Source organism: Pseudomonas sp. M20, assembly GCF_045037865.1.
Lineage (GTDB): Bacteria > Pseudomonadota > Gammaproteobacteria > Pseudomonadales > Pseudomonadaceae > Aquipseudomonas.
This window is the reverse complement of the sequence record NZ_CP173611.1, coordinates 5320002-5343690: the sequence shown is the minus strand read 5'-3', so window position 1 is coordinate 5343690 and position 23689 is coordinate 5320002. Positions and strand designations below refer to the sequence as shown.

Genomic DNA, 23689 nt, shown 5'->3' with positions numbered 1-23689 from the left:
GGGGGAGAGGGCTGGGGTGAGGGGGATGGATCCTGAGTACACAACCACTCTCAAGCGAACAAGGTTTAACCCTCATCCCCCTCATCATCATCCCCACCATCCACCTTCATTCCCAGTTCCTTGATTTTGCGCGTCAGGGTATTACGCCCCCAACCCAGCAAAACCGCCGCATCACGCCGACGCCCGGCGGTGTGTTTCAGCGCCGTCTCGATCATGATCCGCTCAAATGCCGGCACCGCACTGTCGAGCAAACTCGACTGGCCACGCGCCAAGGCCTGATCGGCCCATTGACGCAACGCCTGCTCCCAGTTGGTCACCGGCGCCGAATCCTGCGGCAGGTTCAGCAGTTCTGGCGGCAGGTCGCTGATATGCACTTCGCGCCCGGACGCCATCACGGTGATCCAGCGGCACGTGTTTTCCAGCTGACGCACGTTGCCGCCCCACGGCAGGTTCTTCAGATATTCCTCGGTCTCGCTTTTCAGCAGTTTCGGCTCGACCGCCAGCTCCTGCGCGGCGCGGCTGAGGAAGTGCTTGGCCAGGGTCGGAATGTCCTCGCGACGGTCCGACAAGCGCGGAATGTGGATGCGGATCACGTTGAGGCGATGGAACAAGTCCTCACGGAATTTGCCGGCATGGACGAGGGTTTCCAGATTCTGGTGCGTCGCCGCAATGATGCGCACGTCGACCTTGACCGGGACATGGCCGCCAACACGATAGAACTCGCCGTCGGCCAAGACCCGCAGCAGGCGCGTCTGGGTGTCGGCCGGCATGTCGCCGATTTCATCGAGGAACAGCGTGCCGCCGTCAGCCTGTTCAAAGCGCCCGCGACGCAGGTTCGCCGCACCGGTGAACGCGCCTTTTTCGTGGCCGAACAGCTCGGATTCCATCAGATCCTTGGGGATCGCCGCCATGTTCAGCGCGATGAACGGCGAGGCCGCGCGCGGGCTGTGGCGGTGCAGGGCATGGGCGACCAGTTCTTTACCGGTGCCGGATTCGCCGTTGATCAGCACGGTGATGTTGGAGTGGCTCAAGCGGCCGATGGCGCGAAACACTTCCTGCATCGCCGGCGCTTCACCGATGATTTCCGGGGTGCGGGTCAGTGCCGGCACGACTTCCAGGCCTTGCTGTTCTTGCGCGTGCTGATTGGCACGCTTGACCAGCGACACCGCTTCATCAACGTCGAACGGCTTCGGCAGGTACTCGAACGCGCCGCCCTGATACGAGGCGACAGCGCTGTCCAGATCGGAGTGAGCGGTCATGATGATGACCGGCAACCGTGGATGCTGCTCGCGAATCCGCGCCAGAAGGTCCAGACCACTGGCACCCGGCATGCGGATATCGGAAATGATCACGTCAGGCTGCTGACGGGCCAGGCGACTCATCACGCCATCAGCGCTGTCGAAGCTCTGGGTGGTCATGCCTTCCTGCTGCAAGGCTTTTTCCAGAACCCAACGGATAGAACGGTCGTCATCGACGATCCACACGGTTTCACTACGGCTCATGTCGATGTGGCTCCTTGTTCCAGTGGCAGAAAGATCGAGAAGGTGGTGTGGCCTGGATGGCTGTCACACTCGATCAGGCCCTGGTGCTGGCTGATGATGTTCTGGGTAATGGCCAGGCCGAGTCCGGTACCGTCCGGGCGTCCGCTGACCATGGGAAAGAAAATGGTTTCCTGAAGTTCCGCCGGGATCCCGGGGCCGTTGTCGATGATCTCGATCTTGGTCACCAGGCGATGGCGGATGTGGCCGATGGTGAACTGGCGCATGGCGCGGGTGCGCAGGCTGATGCGGCCAAGACGCAGCTCGTTCTGGCTGCTGATCGCCTGCATCGCGTTGCGCACGATGTTCAACACCGCCTGAATCATTTGCTCGCGGTCGATCAAGACGTCGGGAATACTTGGGTCGTAATCGCGCACCAAGGTGATGCAGCCCTGGCTTTCGGCTTCGACCAGTTGGCAGACGCGCTCGAGCACTTCGTGGACGTTGCACATGGCCAGCGACGGCAGCTTGTTCGAGCCGAGCATGCGGTCGACCAGATTGCGCAGGCGGTCGGCCTCTTCAATGATCACGTTGGTGTAATCGCGCAGGCTGTCTTCCGGCAGCTCGCGGGCCAGCAATTGCGCGGCGCCACGGATGCCTCCGAGCGGGTTCTTGATCTCGTGGGCAAGGCCGCGCACCAGCATCTTGCTGGTTTCCTGCTTGGACAGCTGCGCCTCTTCCTTGGTGATCCGCAGCAGGCGGTCACGCGGATGGACTTCCAGCAGGAGCATGGTCGCGCCGTTACTGAGGATCGGCGTCACCGCGTAATCAACGGTCAAGGTCTGGCCGGTGAGCGCGGTGAGCATGGCTTCGCGTTTGGTAAACGGATGCGCCTGTTCCACCGCCTGGCGCAGGGAATTCAGCGCCTCGGTGGATTCAGTGAACAGCTCGCTGATGAACTGGCCATGGCTGCGCTGCCCGCTGATGGCGAGCAGCATCTCCGCCGCCGGGTTCATGTACTCGAGGCGCAATTCGGCGTCGAGCAGGATAGTGGCGGTGGTCAGGTTGTCGAGCAGCAAACGGTGGATTGCGTCGCTAATGGTCATCGGAGCCTCTTTTGGGGGCGGAGCGTGCGCAACAAGCAAGCGTCGGTATCGGGAAAATGCAAAAACCAAACCAAGGCTCCGAAAAGAAGCGTTTAACCCTTGAAACAGCCGTTTGACGCTCGTTTGCGTGGCACAGGGCCAGCTCTCACGGGTAGTTTCGAACCAAAATGGGTTGGAATGTGAGTACGGTGCAGCCTATTGCACCAATATAGTGCGCAAAGCTGAGCGGCGTTAGAAGAAACGCAGGAAGGGGTTTTTCGGCTCGGGCGGTTTGTCTTTCAGCGGGCATTCCGGGCGTACGCCATAATCCTCCTTGGTGCAGGGTTTGACCTGACGCTTCTGCGCAAGCGAGATGCGCAGCATATGGAAGGGCTGGTTGGCCGTGCGTTCGACGGTACGGCCTTCGGTGTCAAGGATTTCCACGGAAAGGTTGTGGCTGCCACGATCGATATTGGTCAGCGGGAACACAGGACTGAGGCCGGGTTCGCCGGTGGCTTGGCCATCCAGCAGCAGGCGATAGCGGTGACCGCGTTGCAGGCCGGGTTCGCTGGTAACGCTGACGATGATTTCGCCAGCGCTGCTGCGAATGGTTGCATCGGGTTCAGGCACCAGAATGCGCAGCATGTCGTAGTGGAAGGGCGGTTGCTCCGGGGATTTTTTCGCGGTGGTGATCGGCGCGGCGGCGGTGGGGTTGGCCGGCATGCGGTTACTGGTGGCGATCGGCACTCGCTTGGCATTGCCGCGCGGTTGGTCGGTGTAGACGCGATTGCCTTGCGCGTCGGTATAAGTGAAGACCTCGGCTGAGGCTTGCAGCGGCATCAGCGCCGACAGGACGAACAACCACGCGCGGATCATGGCTTGTGCACCCGCTGCACGCTAAGGGCGACGGGTGGGCTCTGCTGGATGATCGTCTGGCCGTCGATCACTTGCACCGCGAGCCGGTGTTCGCCGCGATCGACGTTCACCAGTTGCAGGATCGGCACGTTGCTCGGCTGACCGTAAGGCTCATCGTCCAATACCAGCCTTAATTGATGCGGCGCTTGCAGGCGCGGCTTGATCAGCACGTTGACGGTGAAGGTGCCGTTGTTAGCGCGCAGGGCCTCTTCGGTGGGCAGACCAGCGAGTTCAAGAATGTCGTAGGCGTTGCGCGCAGGCTCACGGTTGTCAGCTTCAGTCGCGGGTACTGTGCTAGGCGTTTGCGGTTCGACCCGGTTGAGCGGCGGCAACTCCATCGGCTTCGCTTGCACGCCGTCCGGCGAATGATCGCTGTACACCGTGTTGCCGTTGGCATCGGTGTATTTGTAGATCTGCGCGTCGGCGGGCAGGGCGATCAGCAGCAGAATGTAGAGAAAGGTGCGACCCATGAAATCGACCGGGATTGAAAGCGATGGGGTGCAGCATAGGCCAGACGCGGCGGTTGGCCCAACCCGGTAAACATCTGGTAACGCCCTCACCCTAACCCTCTCCCAGAGGGAGAGGGGATTGACCGTGTTTCTCTGACAAATTTCATCGACCTGAAATTGCCATGTGAACTCAGGTTCGGAAAAGCATGGAGATAAGTCCCCTCTCCCTCTGGGAGAGGGTTAGGGTGAGGGTTTTTTGATCTGCAATAAAAAAGGCCTCCCGAAGGAGGCCTCTTTCACTCACGCCACGTAACGCGGCGCTACCGGATCAGCAGCTGTAGTACAGCTCATATTCCAGTGGGTGCACGAAGGTGCGAACCTTGATTTCTTCTTCCGATTTCAGCGCGATGTAAGCGTCGATGAAGTCGTCGGAGAACACGCCGCCCTTGGTCAGGAACGCACGGCCTTTATCCAGCTCTTCCAGAGCTTCTTTCAGGCTGCCGCAAACTTGTGGGATCTCTTTCGCCTCTTCAGGCGGCAGGTCGTACAGGTTTTTGTCGGCAGCGTCGCCTGGGTGGATCTTGTTCTGGATACCGTCCAGACCAGCCATCAGCAGTGCTGCGAAGGCCAGGTACGGGTTGGCAGCCGGATCCGGGAAGCGGGCTTCGATACGGCGGGCTTTCGGGCTCGACACGTAAGGAATACGGATCGAAGCGGAGCGGTTGCGAGCCGAGTAGGCCAGCATCACTGGAGCTTCGAAGCCTGGCACCAGACGCTTGTAGGAGTTGGTCGCCGGGTTGGTGAAGCCGTTCAGGGCCTTACCGTGTTTGATGATGCCGCCGATGAAGTACAGAGCGGTATCGGACAGGCCGGCATAGCCTTCACCTGCGAAGGTGTTCTTGCCGTCTTTCCAGATCGACATGTGTACGTGCATGCCCGAACCGTTGTCGCCGTACAGTGGCTTCGGCATGAAGGTCGCGGTGCGGCCGTAAGCGTCAGCAACGTTGTGCACAACGTACTTCAGGGTTTGGGTTTCGTCGGCTTTCTTCACCAGGGTGTTGAACTTGACGCCGATTTCGTTCTGGCCGGCAGTCGCCACTTCGTGGTGGTGAACTTCGACGGTCAGGCCCATTTCTTCCAGTGCGTTGCACATGGAGGTACGGATTTCGTGGTCGTGATCGAACGGCGGAACCGGGAAGTAGCCACCTTTGACGCCTGGACGGTGACCCTTGTTGCCGCCTTCGATGTCCTGGTCGGACATCCACGAACCTTGCTCGGAGTAGATCTTGAACATCGAGCCGGAGATGTCCGACTTGAATTTCACCGAGTCAAAGATGAAGAACTCAGGCTCTGGACCAGCGAACACGGTGTCACCGATACCGGTGGCTTTCAGGTGTTCTTCGGCGCGCTTGGCGATCGCACGTGGGTCGCGGTCGTAGCCTTGCATGCTCGAAGGTTCGATGATGTCGCACACCAGGATCAGGGTGGCGTCTTCGGTGAACGGGTCGAGAACGGCCGTTTCGTCAACCGGCATCAGGATCATGTCGGAGGCTTCGATGCCTTTCCAGCCAGCGATGGAGGAACCGTCGAACATCTTGCCGACTTCGAAGAAGTCTTCGTCCAAAGCATCGCGAGCCGGCATGGTCACGTGGTGCTGAGTACCTTTGGTGTCCGTGAAGCGCAGATCAATCCACTTGACGTCATGATCTTTGATGAGTTGAACCGTCTTCGACATATGTCCTCCGGGTGGCTTCGGGCTTGGTAGTGGATGCCCTTGAATTTGGTTGATGCCGGCGCGAATACTCTGCCAAGGCAACCTGCCTCACAAGGGAGCAAATTGCATGCCAGTGCCCCAGCATGGGTTTTTCGCCCCAAATTCACGCTTATTAAGGCTTCAAACGCCTGAATGATGAAAATATCGCCCTCTAATGTAGCGTCTTGATTCGAAAATGACCCGTTTTGGTGCGCACAAAACCTTCTGCACATTAACTGGTTAAACCTTGAGCAATTTCCGCTATAATCCGCGCCCCCCTTTTTCGGCTGGCCGTTCGCGCGCTGTTTTCATGAAACTAATCGTAAAAGTCTTCCCCGAGATCACCATCAAAAGCCGACCTGTCCGGACGAAATTCATCCGCCAGCTGGCCAAGAACATCCGCACCGTGCTCCGTGACCTGGACCCGGCCGTGGTGGTGAACGGTGTGTGGGACAATCTCGAGTTGGAAACCCGCGTTACCGACCCCAAAGCCTTGAAAGAGATGGGTGAGCGCCTGACCTGCATGCCGGGGATCGCGCATTTTCTGCAGATCGACGAGTACCCGCTGGGCGACTTCGACGACATCACCGAGAAGTGCAAACAGCACTACGGCGCTGCACTGGCCGGGAAGATTTTCTCGGTGCGCTGCAAGCGCGCGGGCAAGCACAGCTTCAGCTCGATGGACGTCGAAAAATACGTCGGCAGCAAACTGCGCCGGGAGTGTGGTGCTGCCGGTATTGACCTGAAAGCGCCGGAAATCGAAGTCCGTATCGAAGTTCGCGACAAACGGTTGTTTGTGATCCACAGCCAGCACAACGGCATCGGTGGCTACCCGCTGGGTGCGTTGGAGCAGACGCTGGTATTGATGTCCGGCGGCTTTGACTCGACCGTTGCGGCCTACCAGATCATTCGTCGCGGCCTGATGACGCACTTCTGCTTCTTCAATCTGGGCGGTCGTGCCCATGAATTGGGCGTGATGGAAGTCGCGCATTTCATCTGGAAGAAGTACGGCAGCTCGCAACGCGTGCTATTTGTCAGTGTTCCGTTCGAAGAAGTGTTGGGCGAAATTCTCGGCAAAGTCGATAACAGTCATATGGGCGTCGTATTGAAGCGTATGATGTTGCGCGCGGCGTCCAACATCGCCGACCGTCTGCACATCGAGGCGCTGGTCACCGGCGAGGCGATTTCCCAGGTGTCGAGCCAGACACTGCCGAACCTGTCGGTGATCGACTGTGTGACCGACAAACTGGTCCTGCGTCCGCTGATTGTGGCGCACAAGCAGGACATCATCGACACCGCCAACGAGATCGGTACTGCCGATTTCGCCCGGCACATGCCGGAATATTGCGGGGTCATTTCGGTCAACCCGAAGACCGCTGCCAAACGCGGTCGTGTTGAGCACGAAGAGAAAGAATTCGACATGGCGGTCCTCGAGCGTGCGCTCGAAAACGCCAAACTGGTGCCGATCGATCGCGTGATCGACGAATTGGGCCAGGACGTACAGATAGAAGAAGTCAGCGAAGCACTGGCCGGCCAGATCGTGATCGACATCCGTCACCCGGATGCCGCCGAGGATGAGCCGCTGGAACTCGCTGGCGTAGAAGTACAGACGATGCCGTTCTACGCAGTGAACGCTCGTTTCAAGGAGCTGGATCCGACTCGCCAGTACCTGCTGTATTGCGACAAAGGCGTGATGAGTCGCCTGCATGCTCACCATTTGCTCAGTGAGGGGCATGCCAATGTGCGCGTTTATCGACCGAGCTAAGTGCCCGGGGCTGTTTGCCTGTGGCCTGCGTCACCGGCCCCCCGACACCGCCGTCAAGCTGTAACGGCCATGCCGGACACTACTGCTAATCGCTGCCAAGACTTGTCAGCAAACCGAATCCTCTGATCGAGATACACAAGTGATCGAAAATCTACGCAACATCGCCATCATTGCCCACGTTGACCATGGTAAAACCACCCTGGTAGACAAACTCCTGCGTCAATCCGGCACTCTGGAGCGCAACGAGCTCAACGACGAGCGCGTGATGGACTCCAACGACCAGGAAAAAGAGCGCGGTATTACCATTCTGGCGAAAAACACCGCCATCAACTGGAACGGCTACCACATCAACATCGTGGACACCCCGGGCCACGCCGACTTCGGCGGCGAAGTTGAACGTGTAATGTCGATGGTTGACTCCGTTCTGCTGCTGGTTGACGCTCAAGACGGCCCTATGCCGCAAACCCGTTTCGTGACCAAGAAGGCTTTCGAAGCCGGCCTGCGTCCAATCGTGGTGATCAACAAGGTTGACCGTCCAGGCGCGCGTCCGGACTGGGTTCTGGACCAGATCTTCGACCTGTTCGACAACCTCGGTGCTACCGAAGAACAACTGGACTTCCAGGTTGTCTACGCCTCGGCCCTGAACGGCATCGCCGGTCTGGATCACACCGCCATGGCTGAAGACATGACCCCGCTGTACCAAGCGGTAGTCGACCACGTTCCGCCTCCGGCTGTTGACCGTGACGGCGCGTTCCAGATGCAGATCTCCGCTCTGGACTACAACAGCTTCCTGGGTGTTATCGGCGTTGGCCGTATCGCTCGTGGCCGCGTCAAGCCGAACACCCCGGTTGTTGCGATCGGTGCCGACGGCAAGCGCCGTAACGGCCGTATCCTGAAACTGATGGGTCACCACGGTCTGCACCGCGTTGACGTTGAAGAAGCTGCAGCAGGCGATATCGTTTGCATCAGCGGTATGGACTCGCTGTTCATCTCCGACACCCTGTGCCACCCGGATACTGTCGAGGCGATGAAGCCTCTGACCGTTGACGAGCCAACCGTTTCGATGACCTTCCAGGTAAACGACTCGCCATTCTGCGGTAAAGAAGGCAAGTTCGTGACGTCCCGTAACATCAAGGACCGTCTGGACAAAGAGCTGCTGTACAACGTTGCCCTGCGCGTTGAAGAAGGCGACACCGCTGACAAGTTCAAGGTTTCCGGCCGTGGTGAGCTGCACCTCTCGGTACTGATCGAAACCATGCGTCGCGAAGGCTTCGAGCTGGCCCTGGGCCGTCCTGAAGTGATCATTCGTGAAGTTGACGGCGTCAAGCAAGAACCGTTTGAAAACGTAACCATCGACATCCCTGAAGAAGCTCAGGGCAAGGTCATGGAAGAGATGGGTCTGCGTAAAGGCGACCTGAGCAACATGGTTCCTGATGGCAAGGGCCGTGTTCGTCTGGAATACAACATCCCTGCTCGCGGTCTGATCGGTTTCCGTAACCAGTTCCTGACCCTGACCAACGGTGCTGGCATCCTGACCTCGATCTTCGATCGCTACGACACCGTCAAGTCGGGCCACATGTCCGGCCGTCAGAACGGCGTTCTGGTTTCGGTTGAAACCGGCAAGGCACTGACCTACTCGCTGGAAACCCTGCAGGCTCGTGGCAAGCTGTTCGTAGAACACGGCCAGGAGATCTACAACGGTCAAATCGTTGGTCAGAACAGCCGCGACAACGACCTGGGTGTAAACCCGACCAAAGGCAAGAAGCTCGACAACATGCGTGCTTCGGGTAAAGACGAAACCATCGCTCTGGTACCACCTGTTCGCTTCACCCTGGAACAGGCTCTGGAATACATCCAGGAAGACGAGCTGTGCGAAGTCACTCCTAAGTCCATCCGTCTTCGCAAGAAGATCCTGGACGAAAGCGAGCGTACCCGCGCTGCCAAGAAAGCCAAGAACTGAGTCATTAGTTCAGGCTGAATGAAAACGCCCCCGGTCGAGAGACCGGGGGCGTTTTTGTTTGTCTGGAGGAAATGCAGTTGGGTCTTGAAGATCAAGAGCCCCTCACCCTAGCCCTCTCCCAGAGGGAGAGGGGACTGACCGAGTTGTTCTTTGGCTTTGCATCGATCTGAGTAATCGAGTCGACCTCAGGTTTGGAAGCGACAGAGATCGGCTCCCTCTCCCTCGGGAGAGGGCTGGGGTGAGGGGCTGGGGGTTAACGGCTACCGAAGAACTCAGCGTCGTTCAGAAGCGCTCGATCGCGCGGAAATTCTGCTCGCGCACCACTTCCTTCGGCTTGTACGCGCAATACCCAGGACGCGGTCCGATCTTCGGGTGATTGCGGCAGGTATCCGGGCGCTTGTCATAAATGGTGCACAGGCGGCTCTTACGATCCAGGTAGTAGCAATCGTTGTTGCTCATGCGCTGGAGGGTAAAGATGCCGGACTTCTGATTGAAGCGTTCAACCAGGCCTTCCTTTTGCAGACGCTTGGCGATGTTTTTTGGCGGATCGCCGAGTTCGAACTCGTCGACCACACCGATGCGCACCAGATCCTTGATCTTCACCTCAACCGGCAGCGTGCAGCAGCTGGACACGCAGGAACCGCACATCGGGGCTGAGTATTTTGCCCACGTATCGAGACGATCGATCTCGGCGGCGGCAATCAGGTTGGGCTTCATCATCGGGAGTTACCAGGCGTGTGTGCATCAGGGCGCGCGATCATACCGGGACTGGTGGATTTTTGAACAACCTTTCGCCAGATTTTTTCTGCATACAGGCACATTGCCGGACAATTCGGCACGGCCCCTGCATTCATTAGCTCATCCGCCAAGGTAATGCCGGGCCATCTCACCGTCTCAGGAAATACTGCCGAACCAGAGCCTTCACCGTCGGTCAGACCGTCTAGGCTCAGACAATTCCCGCTCGCTCGAGGTCCTATCGATGACTCAAGAACCACTAGTTCGCGAAGCAGAGGTGGCCGCATTCCGCGACGCCGTCCTGACCAAGCTCACCTATGCGGTGGGCAAAGACCCCGATCACGCCTTCGACCATGACTGGTTCGAAGCCATCGCTTTGGCTGCGCGCGATCACATGGTCGAACACTGGATGGACCACACCCGGCAGATTTATCGCAAAGGCCAGAAGCGGGTGTATTACCTCTCGCTGGAGTTCCTCATCGGCCGCTTGCTCTACGACAGTCTGAGCAACCTTGGCCTGCTCGACGTCGCCCGTGAAGCGCTGACTGAACTCGGTGTCGATCTGGAGCGCATCCGCTTGCTGGAACCCGATGCGGCGCTCGGCAACGGCGGCCTCGGTCGTCTGGCCGCATGCTTTATGGAAAGCATGTCGACCCTCGGCATCGCTGGTCACGGCTACGGCATCCGTTATGAACACGGCTTGTTCCGCCAGGCCATCGTCGATGGTTGGCAGCAGGAGCAGACCGAGCACTGGCTGGATTTCGGCAACCCGTGGGAGTTTGAACGGCCGGAAGTCGTCTACTCCATCGGCTTCGGCGGCAGCGTTGAAACCGTCACCGACGTTTCCGGCAAATCCAAACAGGTCTGGTCGCCAGCAGAAACTGTTCGCGCCATTGCTTACGACACGCCGGTGGTTGGCTGGCGCGGGGCAAGCGTCAACACCTTGCGCCTGTGGCGTGCCCGCGCCATGGAAGATTTGCACCTGGAACGCTTCAACGCCGGTGACCACTTGGGCGCCGTCGCCGAGGTTGCTCGCGCCGAAAGTATCTCCCGCGTGCTTTACCCGGCGGACAGCACTGAAGCGGGGCAAGAGCTGCGCCTGCGCCAGGAATATTTCTTTGTCGCCGCGTCGCTGCAAGATCTGCTGCGCCGCCATCGCAACATGCACACCTCTGTGCTGACCCTGGGCGATCACGCGGCGATCCAGCTCAACGACACGCACCCTTCAATTGCTGTTGCCGAACTGATGCGCCAACTGGTCGACGTCTACGACGTGGCGTGGGACGCGGCGTGGCAAGTCACTGTCGACACGCTGTCGTACACCAACCACACGCTGCTGCCGGAAGCACTGGAAACCTGGCCGGTGGGTTTGATGGAACGCATGCTGCCACGGCACATGCAGATCATTTACCTGATCAACGCCCAGCACATCGATTCGCTGCGAGCCAAAGGCATTCACGATTTCGACGTGCTGCGCGCGGTGTCGCTGATCGAAGAAGACAACGGTCGCCGCGTGCGCATGGGTAACCTCGCGTTCCTCGGTTCGCACAGCGTTAACGGTGTGTCCGGACTGCACACGCAGTTGATGCGTAAAACCGTGTTCGCCGAACTGCACAAGCTCTATCCCGAGCGGATCAACAACAAAACCAACGGCATTACCTTCCGCCGCTGGTTGTATCAGGCCAACTCCGAACTGACTTCGATGCTGGTCGATGCGCTCGGCCCGGATTTGCTCGATAACCCTGAAGAGCGCCTGCTCGATCTAGAACCGTTCGCTGAAAAAGCCGCATTCCGCAAGGCCTTCGCCGAGCAACGCCTGCACAGCAAAAAAGCTTTGGCCTATCTGATTCACGAACGGCTGGGCATCGCGGTCAATCCGGCGGCGATGTTCGATGTGCAGGTCAAGCGGATCCATGAATACAAACGTCAGTTGCTCAACCTGCTGCACACCGTGGCGCTGTATCAGGCGATTCGCGCCGAGCCGGAAGTCGACTGGGTGCCACGGGTGAAGATCTTCGCCGGTAAAGCGGCGGCGAGTTATCACCAGGCCAAACTGATCATCAAGCTGACCAACGACATCGCCCGGGTGGTGAACAACGATCCGACGGTGCGCGGCTTGCTGAAAGTGGTGTTTCTGCCTAACTACAATGTCAGCCTGGCGGAAAGCATCATTCCGGCGGCGGACTTGTCCGAGCAGATTTCCACTGCCGGCTTCGAAGCGTCGGGCACCAGTAACATGAAGTTCGGCCTCAACGGCGCACTGACCATCGGCACGCTGGATGGCGCCAACGTGGAAATGTGCGAACGCATCGGTGCCGAGCACATGTTCATTTTCGGCCTCAGCGCTCAGCAGGTGGAGGCGCGCAAACAGAACCACGAGTTCAGCGCGTTGCCGGACATCGCCGCGTCGCATCGTTTGAACGATGTGCTGCAAGCGATTCGCAGCGGGGTGTTCTCGCCGGATGACACTTCGCGCTATACCGGGCTGATCGATTCGCTGGTGGATTACGACCGCTTCCTGGTCTGCGCCGACTTCGATTCCTATTGGGAAGCACAGAAACGCGTTGAGGCGCATTGGCACGATTCCAACAACTGGTGGCGTTCGGCGGTCCTCAATACGGCGCGGATGGGCTGGTTCTCCTCGGACCGGACGATTCGCGAGTACGCCACGGATATCTGGAAAGCACTGGAGTAACTTTCCACTCGGCTCGATATAATCGCGCGCCGGAAAAGATCGCAGCCTGCGGCAGCTCCTACAGAGGTGTTCACATAACCCTGTAGGAGCTTCCGCAGGCTGCGATCTTTTTGGGTCAGGCTGCGCTAATCTTCCCGGATTAGCCTTCGCGCTTAGGGATATCGACCATGCAATGGATGTTCATGTTGATCGGGCTGGTGCTCGGCTGGCTGCTCGACGAGTCGTTCAGTGATGCGCTATTAGGCGCGTTGCTGGGGCTGGCATTCGGGCAGACGATCCGCATCGCGCGGCTAGGCTCGCAGGCTATGGAGCAGCAACGTCAACTTGAGCAGGCGAAGGTCGCTTTGCAGGGCGTCGAACAGCGTCTGTTTCTGCTCGAAGGTGCACCGGTTCGTGCCGCGTCATCACCGAGTACGCCGCCCGTTACCGAGCCAATCGTAGAAACGGTCAAAGCCGCCGAACAAGCCCCGGCCCCTGAACTGGTCTGGGAGCTACCGCCCGAACTCGAACCGATTTCCGCCGTCGCCAGCGAGACCAGCCAACCGCTGCCCGCTGATGTGTGGCGCCTCGACGCCGTCACGCCCGAACCGTCAAAACCCGCCGAACCTCGTGGTCCGAACCTGATCGAACGCGGCATCAGTGCTGCGCGTAACTGGCTGTTCGGTGGCAACACCGTGCTGCGAGTCGGCGTGGTGTTGCTGTTCTTCGGTCTGGCGTTCCTGCTGCGCTACGCCACCGAAGGCATGGTCGTGCCGATCGAGTTGCGTTACGCCGGCGTCGCGGCGGCGGCGTTGGGCTTGCTCGCGCTGGGCTGGTGGCTGCGCCGGCGCAACAGTAATTACGCGTTGATGCTGCAAGGTACCGGGATCGCGGTGCTGTACCTGACGGTGTTTGCGGCGATGCGTCTGCATCCGTTGCTTGATCCATCGGCCGCGCTCGGCCTGCTGGTGGCGGTCACCGTTTTCTCGGCGATCCTCGCCATCACTCAGGATGCTTTAGGGTTGGCGGCTGCGGCGGCATTGGGCGGTTTCGCCGCGCCGATCCTGACCTCGACCGGCGCCGGCAACCACGTCGCGCTATTCAGTTATTTCGCGTTGCTCAACGCTGGCATTCTCGCCATCGCCTGGTTCAAGGCCTGGCGTCTGCTCAACCTGATCGGCTTCGTCGGCACCTTCGGCATCGGTTTCGCCTGGGGCTTGCGCTCTTATGCGCCGGAGCTGTTGTGGAGTACCGAGCCGTTCCTGATTCTGTTTTTCCTGATGTACCTCGCCATCGGTCTGTTGTTCGCGCGGCGCAAGTTGCTCGATATGCCAGATGCGCCGGCGGAAAGCGATCGCGAGGCGCTGCTGCACTGGTCGGCGCGCAAGGGCGATTATGTCGATGGGACGATGCTGTTCGGTCCGCCGATCATTGGCTTCGGTTTGCAGTTTGCGCTGGTGCAGCATCTGGAGTTTGCTGCGGCGTTCAGTGCGCTGGCGTTGGGCATGATCTACATGGCGCTCGCCAAGGTGTTGATGGGCGGGCGCGCGGTGCTGCTGGGTGAAACCTGTCTGGCGCTCGGAGTGATTTTTGCCAGTCTGGCGATCCCGCTGGGGCTGGATGCGCGCTGGACCTCGGCGGCATGGGCGGTGGAAGGTGCGGGGATTTTCTGGCTCGGCTTGCGTCAGCATCGGCCGTTTGCCCGGGCCTTTGCCTTGTTGCTGCAATTGGGTTCCGCGTTAGCCTTCCTCAGTCAGTTGCGGGTTGGCGAAAGCAGTCTGCTTGACGGTGCACCGTTGGGTGCGTTGATGCTCGGGATTGCTTTGTTGTTCAGCTTCCATCAACTGCGTAAGGCCGCGCCGGAACAGGCATCACCTTGGGAACGCCAAGGTCTGCCGGTGCTGGCGTGTCTGGGTTTGACGTTCCTCTATCTGCTCGCGCCACTGTTCTTCTTCGTCCAGGCCACGGCGATCAGTTGGGCGTTGGCCGGTTTGGTGACGCTGTTTGTCGGTCTGCGGATTCAGTCGCGTACGTTCCTGTTCAGCGCATTTGCCGTGCAGCTACTCGGTGGCGCGTTGTTCCTGCTGCGTCTGCAAGGTGCAGGGGAAGATTCCGCCGCAGTGTTCAGCGCCGGTTGGAGCGGCTTGCTCAGTGCGTCGTTGATTGGTCTGGCGTTGATCGCTGGCATGCTGTTGGCGGCTCGCGATGAAATGGTGCGCGGTGATGTGCGTCTGCTGCGCGGTTTGTCGGTGGTGCTGTTGGCCGGTCTGGTGCTGATCAATCTGGCAGTGCTGTTTGTGCTGCCGTGGCAGACTGCGAGTGCGGTGTGGGCAGCGAGTGGTTTGCTGATTATCTGGTTGAGCCTGTACCTCAAGCAACGCGTAAGTTTTGTCTTTGGTCTGCTGTTGCAGGTGATTGGCGGTGCGGCGTTTTTGCTGGCCGGCCCCAAGTTGCTTGGACCGTTGTCCAGCGAAGGTCTGAAGCCTTTGGCCGATGGCGGATTCTGGACGCCGCTGGTGTTGGGCCTGGCCGCGATGATCGGTGCGTGGCGCCTGCAACTGGGCAATCACGCCTCGGCATTCGATGCGTTGAGTTTGCAGCGGTTGTCCGAAGTATTGCTGGTGTGGGGCGCCGGCTGGTGGGCGTTGGCGTGGGTCAGCGAGGTGCTGCGTTTTGCTGCTCCGAATCTGCAAGGCACGTTGCTGCTGTTGGTTGCAGCCGTCAGCGTGGCGGTGTGGACGCTGCTGTCGTTGCGGTTGAAATGGCCGGCGCTGGGCTTGCTCTGTACCTTGCTGATTCCGGCAGCAGGTCTGGTGTTGCTCGCTGCCTGGCATTCGCGTTATCACCCAGCGGCCGATTTCGGTTGGCTGGCGTGGGCGGCGGTGTTTGCCGTGCACTTCTTCAGTCTGCGACGCTTGGCGCCGATGCTGCCGGCGCGCGCCTTGAGTGCGGCACATGTACTCGGCTGCTGGCTGCTGATCGGCGTGCTGGCGCTGGAGTTGCGCTACGGCCTGCTGCTGTTGTCCGAGCAATACAACGCTTGGCGCTGGCTCGGTTGGGCGATTCTGCCGAGCCTTTATCTGCTGCTGGCGGCAGTACCGCGCAGTTGGCCGTGGCCGGTGGCGGCATTCCCTCGCGAGTACCGTTTGTACGCCGCTGCGCCGCTGGCGGTGTTGATGCTCGCATGGTTCTGGCTGGCCAATGGTGTCAGCGATGGCAATGCCGAGCCGTTGCCGTACGTGCCGCTGCTCAATCCGCTGGAGTTGGGTCTGCTGTTCGCGCTGTTCGGTGTTTATGTCTGGTCGCGCAGTGCGGTTTCGCAGCTGTCGATTCGTCAGGACTACGCCGAATACGCGACGCAATTGATCGCCGGGGTTTCGCTGTTCGCCTTCTGCACGGCGCTGGTCACCCGCGCCGCGCACCATTGGGCGGGCATCCCGTTTGAGCTGGATACGCTGCTCGCCTCAATGTTGGTGCAGGCCGGATTGTCGATCGTCTGGACGCTGATGGCGCTCGGGCTGATGATCGGCGGGCATCTGCGTCATCGTCGCGAAGTGTGGCTGATCGGCGCGGCGTTGATTGCGCTGGTGGTGGCCAAACTGATTTTTGTCGAATTGAGCAACCGTGGTGGCCTCGCCCGGATCGTCTCGTTTATCGGCGTTGGCGTGTTACTGCTGGTGGTCGGTTATTTCGCACCGCTGCCGCCCAAACGCGCTGAAGCTGAGCCGGCGGCGGACAAACCGATCCCGGACACCGAAGGAGTTTCATCTTGAGTCGCATGCTGAATCTGGGTTGGTTGGCGTTGGGCGTGGTGATGGTGGCCGGTGCCCAGGAAAAACCGGCGGACTTCGCCACGCAGGTGCCGCTGTCAGTCACAGGCAATGGCCCTTGGTATCGCCTCGAGTTGCCGTTGAGCGTGCAATTGCAGGCACGCCAGACCGATCTCAGTGATCTGCGTGTGTTCAACGCCGCCGGCGAACCGCAGGCTTACGCCTTGGCACGCGAATCGGCACAGACCCGCGACGACGGTCAGTTGCACGAGGTGAAGTGGTTCCCGCTGTACAACGCCGCCGACGCCAGCGAGCGCGCGCCGAATGTGCGCGTGCAATCGACGACCAGCGGCACGCTGGTCGAAGTGCAACCGTCCAGCCAGTTGGAGGCGGGTGAAGAAGTGCTGCGTGGCTGGCTGCTCGATGCCAGCGCGATCAAGGCGCCGTTGCAGCAGTTGATCCTCGACTGGACCAGCGAGCGCGACGGCTTCCAGCGCTTCAGCATCGAAGCCAGCGACGACCTGCAACATTGGCAAGCCTGGGGCGAAGGGCAGGTGGCACGGCTGACCTTTTCCGATGAGCGCATCGAGCAGCATGAGGTGACGTTGCCGGGGCAATCGGCGCGCTATGTGCGGTTGCTGTGGGAATCGCCGAACTCGGCGCCGATCCTGACGGCGGCACAATTGAAAAGCAGTGATCCGCGCAATGTTCCGCTGCCGTTGGTCTGGTCGCAGGCATTGGCCGGCAGCAGTGCCAAGGTCGGCGAGTACACCTGGCAATTGCCGATGGGGCTGAATGTCGAGCGGGTGCAGGTCGAAATCAAACAACCGAACAGTCTGGCGCCGGTGACATTGGCGGGACGCCGCGAAAGCAGCTTGCCTTGGCAGGAGCTGAGCAGCGGGTTGCTCTATCGCCTGACCCAGAATGGTCAGGACGTGGTGCAGAACGAATTGCAGCTTTACGGGCAAACCGTGCAGCAGTTGAAGCTGACGGTGGATGAGCGTGGCGGTGGTCTGGGTGAGCAGGCGCCAAGCGTGAAGTACGCGGTGCGAGCGACGCAGGTGATTTTCCTCGCGCGCGGGGAGGGGCCGTACAGTCTGGCGTTGGGCAATCCGAGTGTGAAGACAGCGAATCTGCCGTTGGCGACGCTGATTCCGGATTTCAAACCGGAGAAACTGGCGGCGTTGAGTAAGGCTGCGGTTCAGGGAGAGGTGGTGGCTACGCAGACTTCCACGGCGACCACGGCGGCGGTGGCTGAGACCAACTGGAAAAAGATCGGGTTGTGGGCGGTGTTGTTATTGAGCGTGGTTTTCCTTGGGGCGATGGCGTTTAGCTTGTTGCGCAAGCCTCCAACTAACACCTGAGAATGGCTGGCGCTGCTCGCGAAAGCGGCGTTTCAGCCAATACATATTCCGAACTGATCAATTAACCCCCAGCCACACCCGTCCGATTTCGGACTACGCTAAACCCGCTACCTGAACTCTCCACCGACAATCACGTCTCATGCAGGCAATTACACCCCAACGCACGTTACCGGGCGTCTTCGCTCGCTACGTTTTCAGACTCCCTGTAAACTGCGCGGGTTTTTAGCCCCCCATTCCACCGGAGCCGTCCATGTCCCGCGTTACCCTGAGTCGCTATTTGATTGAGCAGACCCGCAGCAATAACACTCCTGCCGATCTGCGTTTCCTGATCGAAGTGGTGGCGCGTGCTTGCAAAGAAATCAGCCACGCCGTGTCCAAAGGCGCCCTGGGTGGTGTTCTGGGCAGCATGGGCACTGAAAACGTCCAAGGCGAAGTGCAAAAGAAGCTCGACGTGATCTCCAACGAGATCCTGCTCGAAGCCAACGAATGGGGCGGTCACCTGGCCGGCATGGCGTCCGAAGAAATGGACAATGCCTACCAGATCCCGGGCAAATACCCGAAAGGCGCGTACCTGCTGGTATTCGACCCACTGGACGGCTCGTCGAACATCGACATCAACGCTCCGGTCGGCACCATCTTCTCGGTACTGCGTTGCCCGAACGAATACCTGAGCCAGAACGAGCCGCTGAACGAGAAAGCGTTCCTGCAGCCAGGCACTCAGCAAGTTGCCGCCGGTTACGCGATCTACGGCCCGCAAACCATGCTGGTACTGACCTTGGGCGACGGCGTGAAGGGCTTCACCCTCGATCGTGAAATGGGCAGCTTCGTGCTGACCCACGAAGACATCACCATTCCTGAGTCGACCCAGGAATTCGCCATCAACATGTCCAACCAGCGTCACTGGGAAGCCCCGGTACAACGCTACGTCGGCGAGCTGCTGGCCGGTGAAGAAGGTCCGCTGAAAAAGAACTACAACATGCGTTGGGTCGCGGCGATGGTTGCCGACGTACACCGCATCCTGACCCGCGGCGGTCTGTTCATGTACCCGCGCGACAGCCGTGAGCCTTCCAAGCCAGGCAAACTGCGTCTGATGTACGAAGCCAACCCGATGTCGTTCCTGGTGGAACAAGCGGGCGGCGCGTCCACCGACGGTCACCAGCGCATCCTCGACATTCAACCAGAAGGCCTGCACCAGCGCGTAGCGGTGTTCCTCGGCTCGAAAGAAGAAGTCGCACGCGCTACGGCCTACCACAAGGAATAAACCATGACCGCGCCCTGGCAGCCGTTGCTCGATTGGTGGTTCGGACAAGCCGAATCCCCGGATGAGATAGCGGCTGACAAGGGCAAGTTGTGGTTCGGTAAACGAGACAGCCAAGACCTCGAAGCGCAGACGCGTTTCGGGGTCTTTGTCGATCAGGCCCTGGCCGGCGAATTGACCGAGTGGCCGCAACGTCCCGAGGGTTGGCTGGCGGTGGTGCTCCTGCTCGATCAACTGCCGCGAATGATCTTTCGCGATACCCCCAAAGCATTCTCCGGCGATCTGCGCGCGCAGAAACTCGTCGCCCAAGGCATTGCCGCGGATTTCGATCGGCAGTTGAAACCGATTCAGCGTGTGTTTATTTATCTGGTGTTCGAACACTGCGAAAACCTCGCGGTGCAGAACGAAGCCGTTTCCCGATTTATTGAACTGGTGGCTGAACAGCCGGAAGCGGAGCGGGCGGTGTTTGCCGACAACCTGGATTATGCCGAGCGGCATCAGAAAGTGATCGCGCGGTTTGGCCGGTTTCCGCATCGCAATGCGGTGTTGGGGCGGGAGTCTACGGCTGAGGAGTTGGTATTTCTCGATCAGCCTGGATCACGGTTCTAAATCAAGGATTGCCTCGTAGAAGCCGTTTCATCAACAGTGCCGGTAGGCTTTTTCGCGTATCGACAATGATATGGATGAAAACCGTTTTTTCTCGCACCTCATAAATAATCCGGTTCCTTCCCAAAACAATCTGGCGGTATTGGCCGAGATTGAGCTTCTCGATTTCTTCGGGGATTGATCCTGAATAAGGCAGATCTGCGAGGCCGAGAATCGCAGTCTTGAGATCGGCATAAGTGCTTTGCCAAATTTGAAATGAGAACTGTCTGACGAGGTAGGAGCGAAGTTCTTTGAGATCTGCTTGTGCGGACTGGAGAATAACGACCTTTAAACTCATTGATGATCGGCCTTGTCCAAATCGGCAAAGACATCTTCAGCATCACTGAACTTGCCTTCCTCAATCTCCCGATTACCCATCGCCAACAGTTTCAACAAGGCCATCGTGCCTTCTTGCTCTTCAAAGCTTTTCACATCCATCACCACTAGCTTGGCTTCACCGTTTTGAGTGATTACCAGAGGCTCGCGGCTTTCTGTGATTGATTTGACGATTTCGGCTGTGTGACTTTTCAGGTAACTGATGGGTTTGATTTGCGATGAAAGCTTCATGGTTGAGCCCCGCTAAATTGAATGGGACTGAGTTTAGTCTTAATTCAGTCCAGCGTCAGTTCGAGCAGACGAGCGTGTTTCAATTCCAAATTCTTTCGTTGCTGATGCCGCCATCGCAGGCAAGTCCGCTCCCCCAGGATATCTGTGAACCATACAGAACCATTGTAGGGCCGAGCTTGCTCGCGAAGGCGCCAAAAGCAGCGCCGCTTAAATGCGGAAACTACCCACCAGTTGCTTCAACCGCGCCGCCTGCTGCTCCAGATCCGAGCACGCGCGCAACGTCGCCTGCAAGTTCTCCACACCTTCCTGGTTCAGCGTGTTGATCTCGTTGATATCGACATTGATCGACTCAACCACTGCCGTCTGCTCTTCAGTCGCAGTGGCCACCGACTGGTTCATCCCGTCGATCTCGCCGATACGCTGAGTCACGCTGCCCAGACGCTCGCCGGCCTGATTGGCGATGCCGACGCTGCTTTCGCTCTCGCGCTGGCTCTCGGTCATGATGCTGACCGCCTGACGCGCGCCGACTTGCAGCTCTTCGATCATCTTCTGCACTTGCTGCGCCGAATCCTGAGTGCGGTGCGCGAGGTTACGCACTTCATCGGCGACCACAGCGAAACCACGACCGGCTTCACCGGCTCGTGCCGCTTCGATCGCGGCGTTGAGCGCGAGCAGGTTGGTCTGCTGGGAAATGCTGGTGATCACTTCGAGAATCTGGCCGATGTTCACCGTGTTGCTGTTCAGGGTCTCGATGTTGCCGCAGGAATCGCTGATCTTCGCCGACAGCTGCTGCATGGCCTGGATGGTTTTATCCACCACCTGCTGACCGTCGACCGCAAGGCTGCGCGCGTCGCTGGAATGCTGCGAGGCGAGGGCGGCGTTCTGGGCGATTTCCTGCGCGGCGGCACCGAGTTGGTTGATCGCGGCGGCGACGCTGTTGGTGCGGCTGGCTTGCTGGTCGGAGTTGTACATCGACGAGTTCGATGCCGCGACCACGCGCAGGGCGACTTCGTTGACCTGGCCGGTGGCCGAAGACACTTCGCGGATCGAGGTGTGGATACGTTCGACGAAGCGGTTGAACGAGGTGCCCAGTGCGCCGAACTCGTCGTTGCCATGGATCACCAGACGTTTGGTCAAGTCGCCTTCACCTTCGGCGATGTCGTGCATCGCGCGGCCCATGGTCAGTAGCGGTTGCATCAGCACGCGGATGAGCATGCCGAGCAGGGCGATGATGATCACCACCGCGATGATCATGGCGATCAGTGCCGAGGTGCGGAATTCGCTGAGCATGGCGAACGCGGTGTCTTTATCGAGCACCAGCGCCACGTACCAGTCGGCCGACGGCACGCCGTTGACGCGGGTGAAGGAGATCAACTGAGTCTTGCCGTCGAACTCGACTTCTTTCAAGCCCGGGCTGACTTTCGGCGCGCCGTTCGGGTAGGCCTCGGCGAGAGTCTTGAGTACCAGTTTGCTGTCCGGGTGGATCAGGATCTTGCCCTCGCTGCTGACGATGAACGCGTGGCCGTGGCCGCCGAAGTTCAGCGAGTTGATGATCGCGCTGACGCTGGTCAGGTCGATGTCGGCACCGGCGACGCCAAGCATCTGGCCTTGGCGCTGCACTGGCGTGGCAACGGTGATCACCAGTTTGCCCGAGGACGCGGCGATGTACGGTTCGGTGACGATGGTCTGCTGTGCGCTGTTGGCCGCTTTGTACCAACCGCGTGCGCGCGGGTCGTAGTCCGGGGCGCGGTTGCCGGCTGGCACCGAAAACATCACGCCGTCGGCGCCACCGAAGTAGCTGAGCTGGAAATTGCCGGTATAGGCGGGCAGGTCGATGATGCGTTTCAGGCTGGCGGGAGCGTTACCGTCGACGGCGACTTGCTGCGACAACGATTGCAGCAACTGAATGCGGCTTTCCAGCCAGGTCTTGATGTTGCTGGTGGTCAGGCTGCCCAGCTCTTGCATCGAGGCTTCGGTGCTTGTGCTCAGGGCTTCGCGCTGTCGATAGTCGTTGAAGAAAATGAAACAGGCGAATGCAACGGCCACCACAAGGGCGGCAGCCAACAAGATCTTATGGCTGAATTTCATGTTTCTGGTCATCGAATGAACTACCGCGAAGGGGCTGGTCAAGAAAGGGCGGCAATTTGCCACACTCGGGGGCTTTGCGCTGCTCTTATTTCGACCGCGGCGCGCCAAAGATTAGGCGTCTTTGGCGAAAGGCGACGAAATGCTCAATAGCCCTACAAAGTGTCTGATTTATCGGCAAATGCCAGACGGGCGGGCTAATAAATAGCCGTTCGCCCACGGAACCAGATGAGGGTTTTCTCTTCTAAGCTTCTGGTTGGCACCATGCCATCCCCCCTCGTTCCAGGAGTTACACCATGTCGCTGCGATCTATCGCCCTTCTGACGTTTTGCGTGCTGCTGGCCGCATGCAGCAAGGTCAATCAGGAAAACTATTCGAAGCTCTCGGCCGGTATGGCCAAGGCCGAAGTCGAGACGCTGCTCGGCAAGCCCACCGATTGCTCGGGCGCGCTCGGCATGTCCAGTTGCACCTGGGGCGACAAGAACAGCTTTATCAGCGTGCAGTACGCCGGTGACAAAGTGCTGATGTTTTCCGGCCAAGGCCTGAAGTAAACCGGGGCTTCGCGCCCACGGAGAAGAAAAATGAAGCGGTTATTGCTGATCCTTTTTGCCGGCCTGGTACTGGCCGGCTGCGCCACTTCCGGCGTCGACCCGTTGGCGCCGAAAACCGTCAACAGCGTCAATCTCAAGCGCTATCAGGGCACCTGGTATGAACTGGCGCGCTTGCCGATGTATTTCCAGCGCAATTGCGCGCAGTCCGAAGCGCATTACACCCTCAAGCCTGACGGCAATGTCGCGGTGCTCAATCGCTGCCTGACGCCGGACTGGCAGTGGGAAGAGGCCAAGGGCACGGCCTATCCACAGGTGCCGGGCAAGACCGACAAGCTCTGGGTCGAATTCGATACCTGGTTCTCGCGCCTGATTCCGGGTGTGGCGAAAGGCGAATACTGGGTGCTGTACGTCAGCGATGACTACAAGACCGCCATCGTCGGCGACCCGAGTCGCAAGTACATGTGGCTGCTGTCACGCACGCCGACCGTCAACGGTGTGGTGCGTGAAGAACTGCTGAGCAAGGCGCGTCAGCAGGGCTATGACACCACGCGCTTGATCTGGCGGGCGTCGGATCGGCAGATGGCCAAGACTTCAAACTAAAGAACACCACAAAACCAATGTAGGAGTGAGCCTGC

At 59.4% G+C, this 23689-nt stretch carries 18 protein-coding genes and 1 pseudogene; 9 read left to right on the top strand and 10 right to left on the bottom strand.

Annotated features, from left to right (window positions below; all coding sequences use genetic code 11):
- Positions 1 to 65: 65 nt before the first annotated feature.
- The 5 genes from ntrC to glnA form a co-directional block, all read right to left on the bottom strand.
- Positions 66 to 1502, bottom strand: a complete 1437-nt coding sequence (ntrC, locus tag ACI514_RS23620) for a nitrogen regulation protein NR(I) (protein ID WP_007909238.1) — start codon at positions 1500 to 1502, stop codon at positions 66 to 68.
- Positions 1499 to 2584 (bottom strand): nitrogen regulation protein NR(II), encoded by a 1086-nt coding sequence (gene glnL, locus ACI514_RS23615; protein WP_064117045.1) that lies wholly within the window; start codon positions 2582 to 2584, stop codon positions 1499 to 1501. The genes ntrC and glnL overlap by 4 nt, the downstream gene beginning before the upstream one ends.
- A 231-nt stretch (positions 2585 to 2815) precedes the next feature.
- Positions 2816 to 3439: a DUF4124 domain-containing protein gene (locus ACI514_RS23610; protein WP_405122478.1), complete on the bottom strand. Its 624-nt coding sequence runs from the start codon at positions 3437 to 3439 to the stop codon at positions 2816 to 2818.
- The gene (locus ACI514_RS23605; protein WP_160055012.1) at positions 3436 to 3948 is read right to left on the bottom strand and encodes a DUF4124 domain-containing protein; all 513 of its coding nucleotides are present in this window, start codon (positions 3946 to 3948) and stop codon (positions 3436 to 3438) included. The genes ACI514_RS23610 and ACI514_RS23605 overlap by 4 nt, the downstream gene beginning before the upstream one ends.
- A gap of 307 nt (positions 3949 to 4255) precedes the next feature.
- Positions 4256 to 5662 carry a type I glutamate--ammonia ligase gene (gene glnA / locus ACI514_RS23600; RefSeq protein ID WP_007909254.1) on the bottom strand — a complete coding sequence of 469 codons (1407 nt, stop codon included), beginning with the start codon at positions 5660 to 5662 and terminating at the stop codon, positions 4256 to 4258.
- Between the two features lie 328 nt (positions 5663 to 5990).
- On the opposite strand from glnA, the gene thiI reads away from it, so the two are divergent.
- Positions 5991 to 7445: a tRNA uracil 4-sulfurtransferase ThiI gene (gene thiI, locus ACI514_RS23595; protein ID WP_405122477.1), complete on the top strand. Its 1455-nt coding sequence runs from the start codon at positions 5991 to 5993 to the stop codon at positions 7443 to 7445.
- Between the two features lie 139 nt (positions 7446 to 7584).
- Positions 7585 to 9405, top strand: a complete 1821-nt coding sequence (gene typA, locus ACI514_RS23590) for a translational GTPase TypA (protein ID WP_160055017.1) — start codon at positions 7585 to 7587, stop codon at positions 9403 to 9405.
- 282 nt (positions 9406 to 9687) lie between these two features.
- Here the strand turns inward: typA and ACI514_RS23585 are convergent, their stop codons facing one another.
- The gene (locus tag ACI514_RS23585; protein ID WP_007909261.1) at positions 9688 to 10125 is read right to left on the bottom strand and encodes a YkgJ family cysteine cluster protein; all 438 of its coding nucleotides are present in this window, start codon (positions 10123 to 10125) and stop codon (positions 9688 to 9690) included.
- 259 nt (positions 10126 to 10384) lie between these two features.
- On the opposite strand from ACI514_RS23585, the gene ACI514_RS23580 reads away from it, so the two are divergent.
- The 5 genes from ACI514_RS23580 to ACI514_RS23560 all read left to right on the top strand — a co-directional run bounded on the left by ACI514_RS23580 (position 10385) and on the right by ACI514_RS23560 (position 19815).
- A complete protein-coding gene (locus ACI514_RS23580) occupies positions 10385 to 12835 on the top strand; it encodes a glycogen/starch/alpha-glucan phosphorylase (protein WP_160055020.1) in 2451 nt (816 codons plus the stop codon).
- A 167-nt stretch (positions 12836 to 13002) separates the two neighbouring features.
- Positions 13003 to 16587 (top strand): DUF2339 domain-containing protein, encoded by a 3585-nt coding sequence (locus ACI514_RS23575; RefSeq protein WP_405122476.1) that lies wholly within the window; start codon positions 13003 to 13005, stop codon positions 16585 to 16587.
- The gene (locus tag ACI514_RS23570) at positions 16584 to 17948 is read left to right on the top strand and encodes a DUF3999 domain-containing protein (protein WP_405122475.1); all 1365 of its coding nucleotides are present in this window, start codon (positions 16584 to 16586) and stop codon (positions 17946 to 17948) included. The genes ACI514_RS23575 and ACI514_RS23570 overlap by 4 nt, the downstream gene beginning before the upstream one ends.
- 250 nt (positions 17949 to 18198) lie before the next feature.
- Entirely contained in the window at positions 18199 to 19209 is a 1011-nt protein-coding gene (locus tag ACI514_RS23565; protein WP_007909265.1) for a class 1 fructose-bisphosphatase, read from the top strand.
- A 3-nt stretch (positions 19210 to 19212) separates the two neighbouring features.
- A complete protein-coding gene (locus tag ACI514_RS23560) occupies positions 19213 to 19815 on the top strand; it encodes a DUF924 family protein (RefSeq protein ID WP_405122474.1) in 603 nt (200 codons plus the stop codon).
- Between the two features lies 1 nt (position 19816).
- Here the strand turns inward: ACI514_RS23560 and ACI514_RS23555 are convergent, their stop codons facing one another.
- The 4 genes and pseudogenes from ACI514_RS23555 to ACI514_RS23540 form a co-directional block, all read right to left on the bottom strand.
- Positions 19817 to 20149 (bottom strand): type II toxin-antitoxin system RelE/ParE family toxin, encoded by a 333-nt coding sequence (locus ACI514_RS23555; protein WP_127925504.1) that lies wholly within the window; start codon positions 20147 to 20149, stop codon positions 19817 to 19819.
- Positions 20146 to 20418 carry a type II toxin-antitoxin system Phd/YefM family antitoxin gene (locus ACI514_RS23550; protein ID WP_127925505.1) on the bottom strand — a complete coding sequence of 91 codons (273 nt, stop codon included), beginning with the start codon at positions 20416 to 20418 and terminating at the stop codon, positions 20146 to 20148. The genes ACI514_RS23555 and ACI514_RS23550 overlap by 4 nt, the downstream gene beginning before the upstream one ends.
- Before the next feature lie 207 nt (positions 20419 to 20625).
- Positions 20626 to 21390 (bottom strand): methyl-accepting chemotaxis protein, encoded by a 765-nt coding sequence (locus ACI514_RS23545; protein ID WP_371920137.1) that lies wholly within the window; start codon positions 21388 to 21390, stop codon positions 20626 to 20628.
- A gap of 93 nt (positions 21391 to 21483) precedes the next feature.
- Positions 21484 to 22506 (bottom strand): annotated as a pseudogene (locus tag ACI514_RS23540) (cache domain-containing protein); the annotation flags it as partial.
- A gap of 293 nt (positions 22507 to 22799) precedes the next feature.
- Here ACI514_RS23540 and ACI514_RS23535 point away from each other — a divergent pair.
- Positions 22800 to 23054, top strand: coding sequence for a hypothetical protein (locus ACI514_RS23535; RefSeq protein WP_003220802.1), 255 nt, complete (start codon positions 22800 to 22802; stop codon positions 23052 to 23054).
- 30 nt (positions 23055 to 23084) lie between these two features.
- Positions 23085 to 23654: a lipocalin family protein gene (locus ACI514_RS23530; RefSeq protein ID WP_093430049.1), complete on the top strand. Its 570-nt coding sequence runs from the start codon at positions 23085 to 23087 to the stop codon at positions 23652 to 23654.
- Positions 23655 to 23689 lie beyond the last annotated feature (35 nt).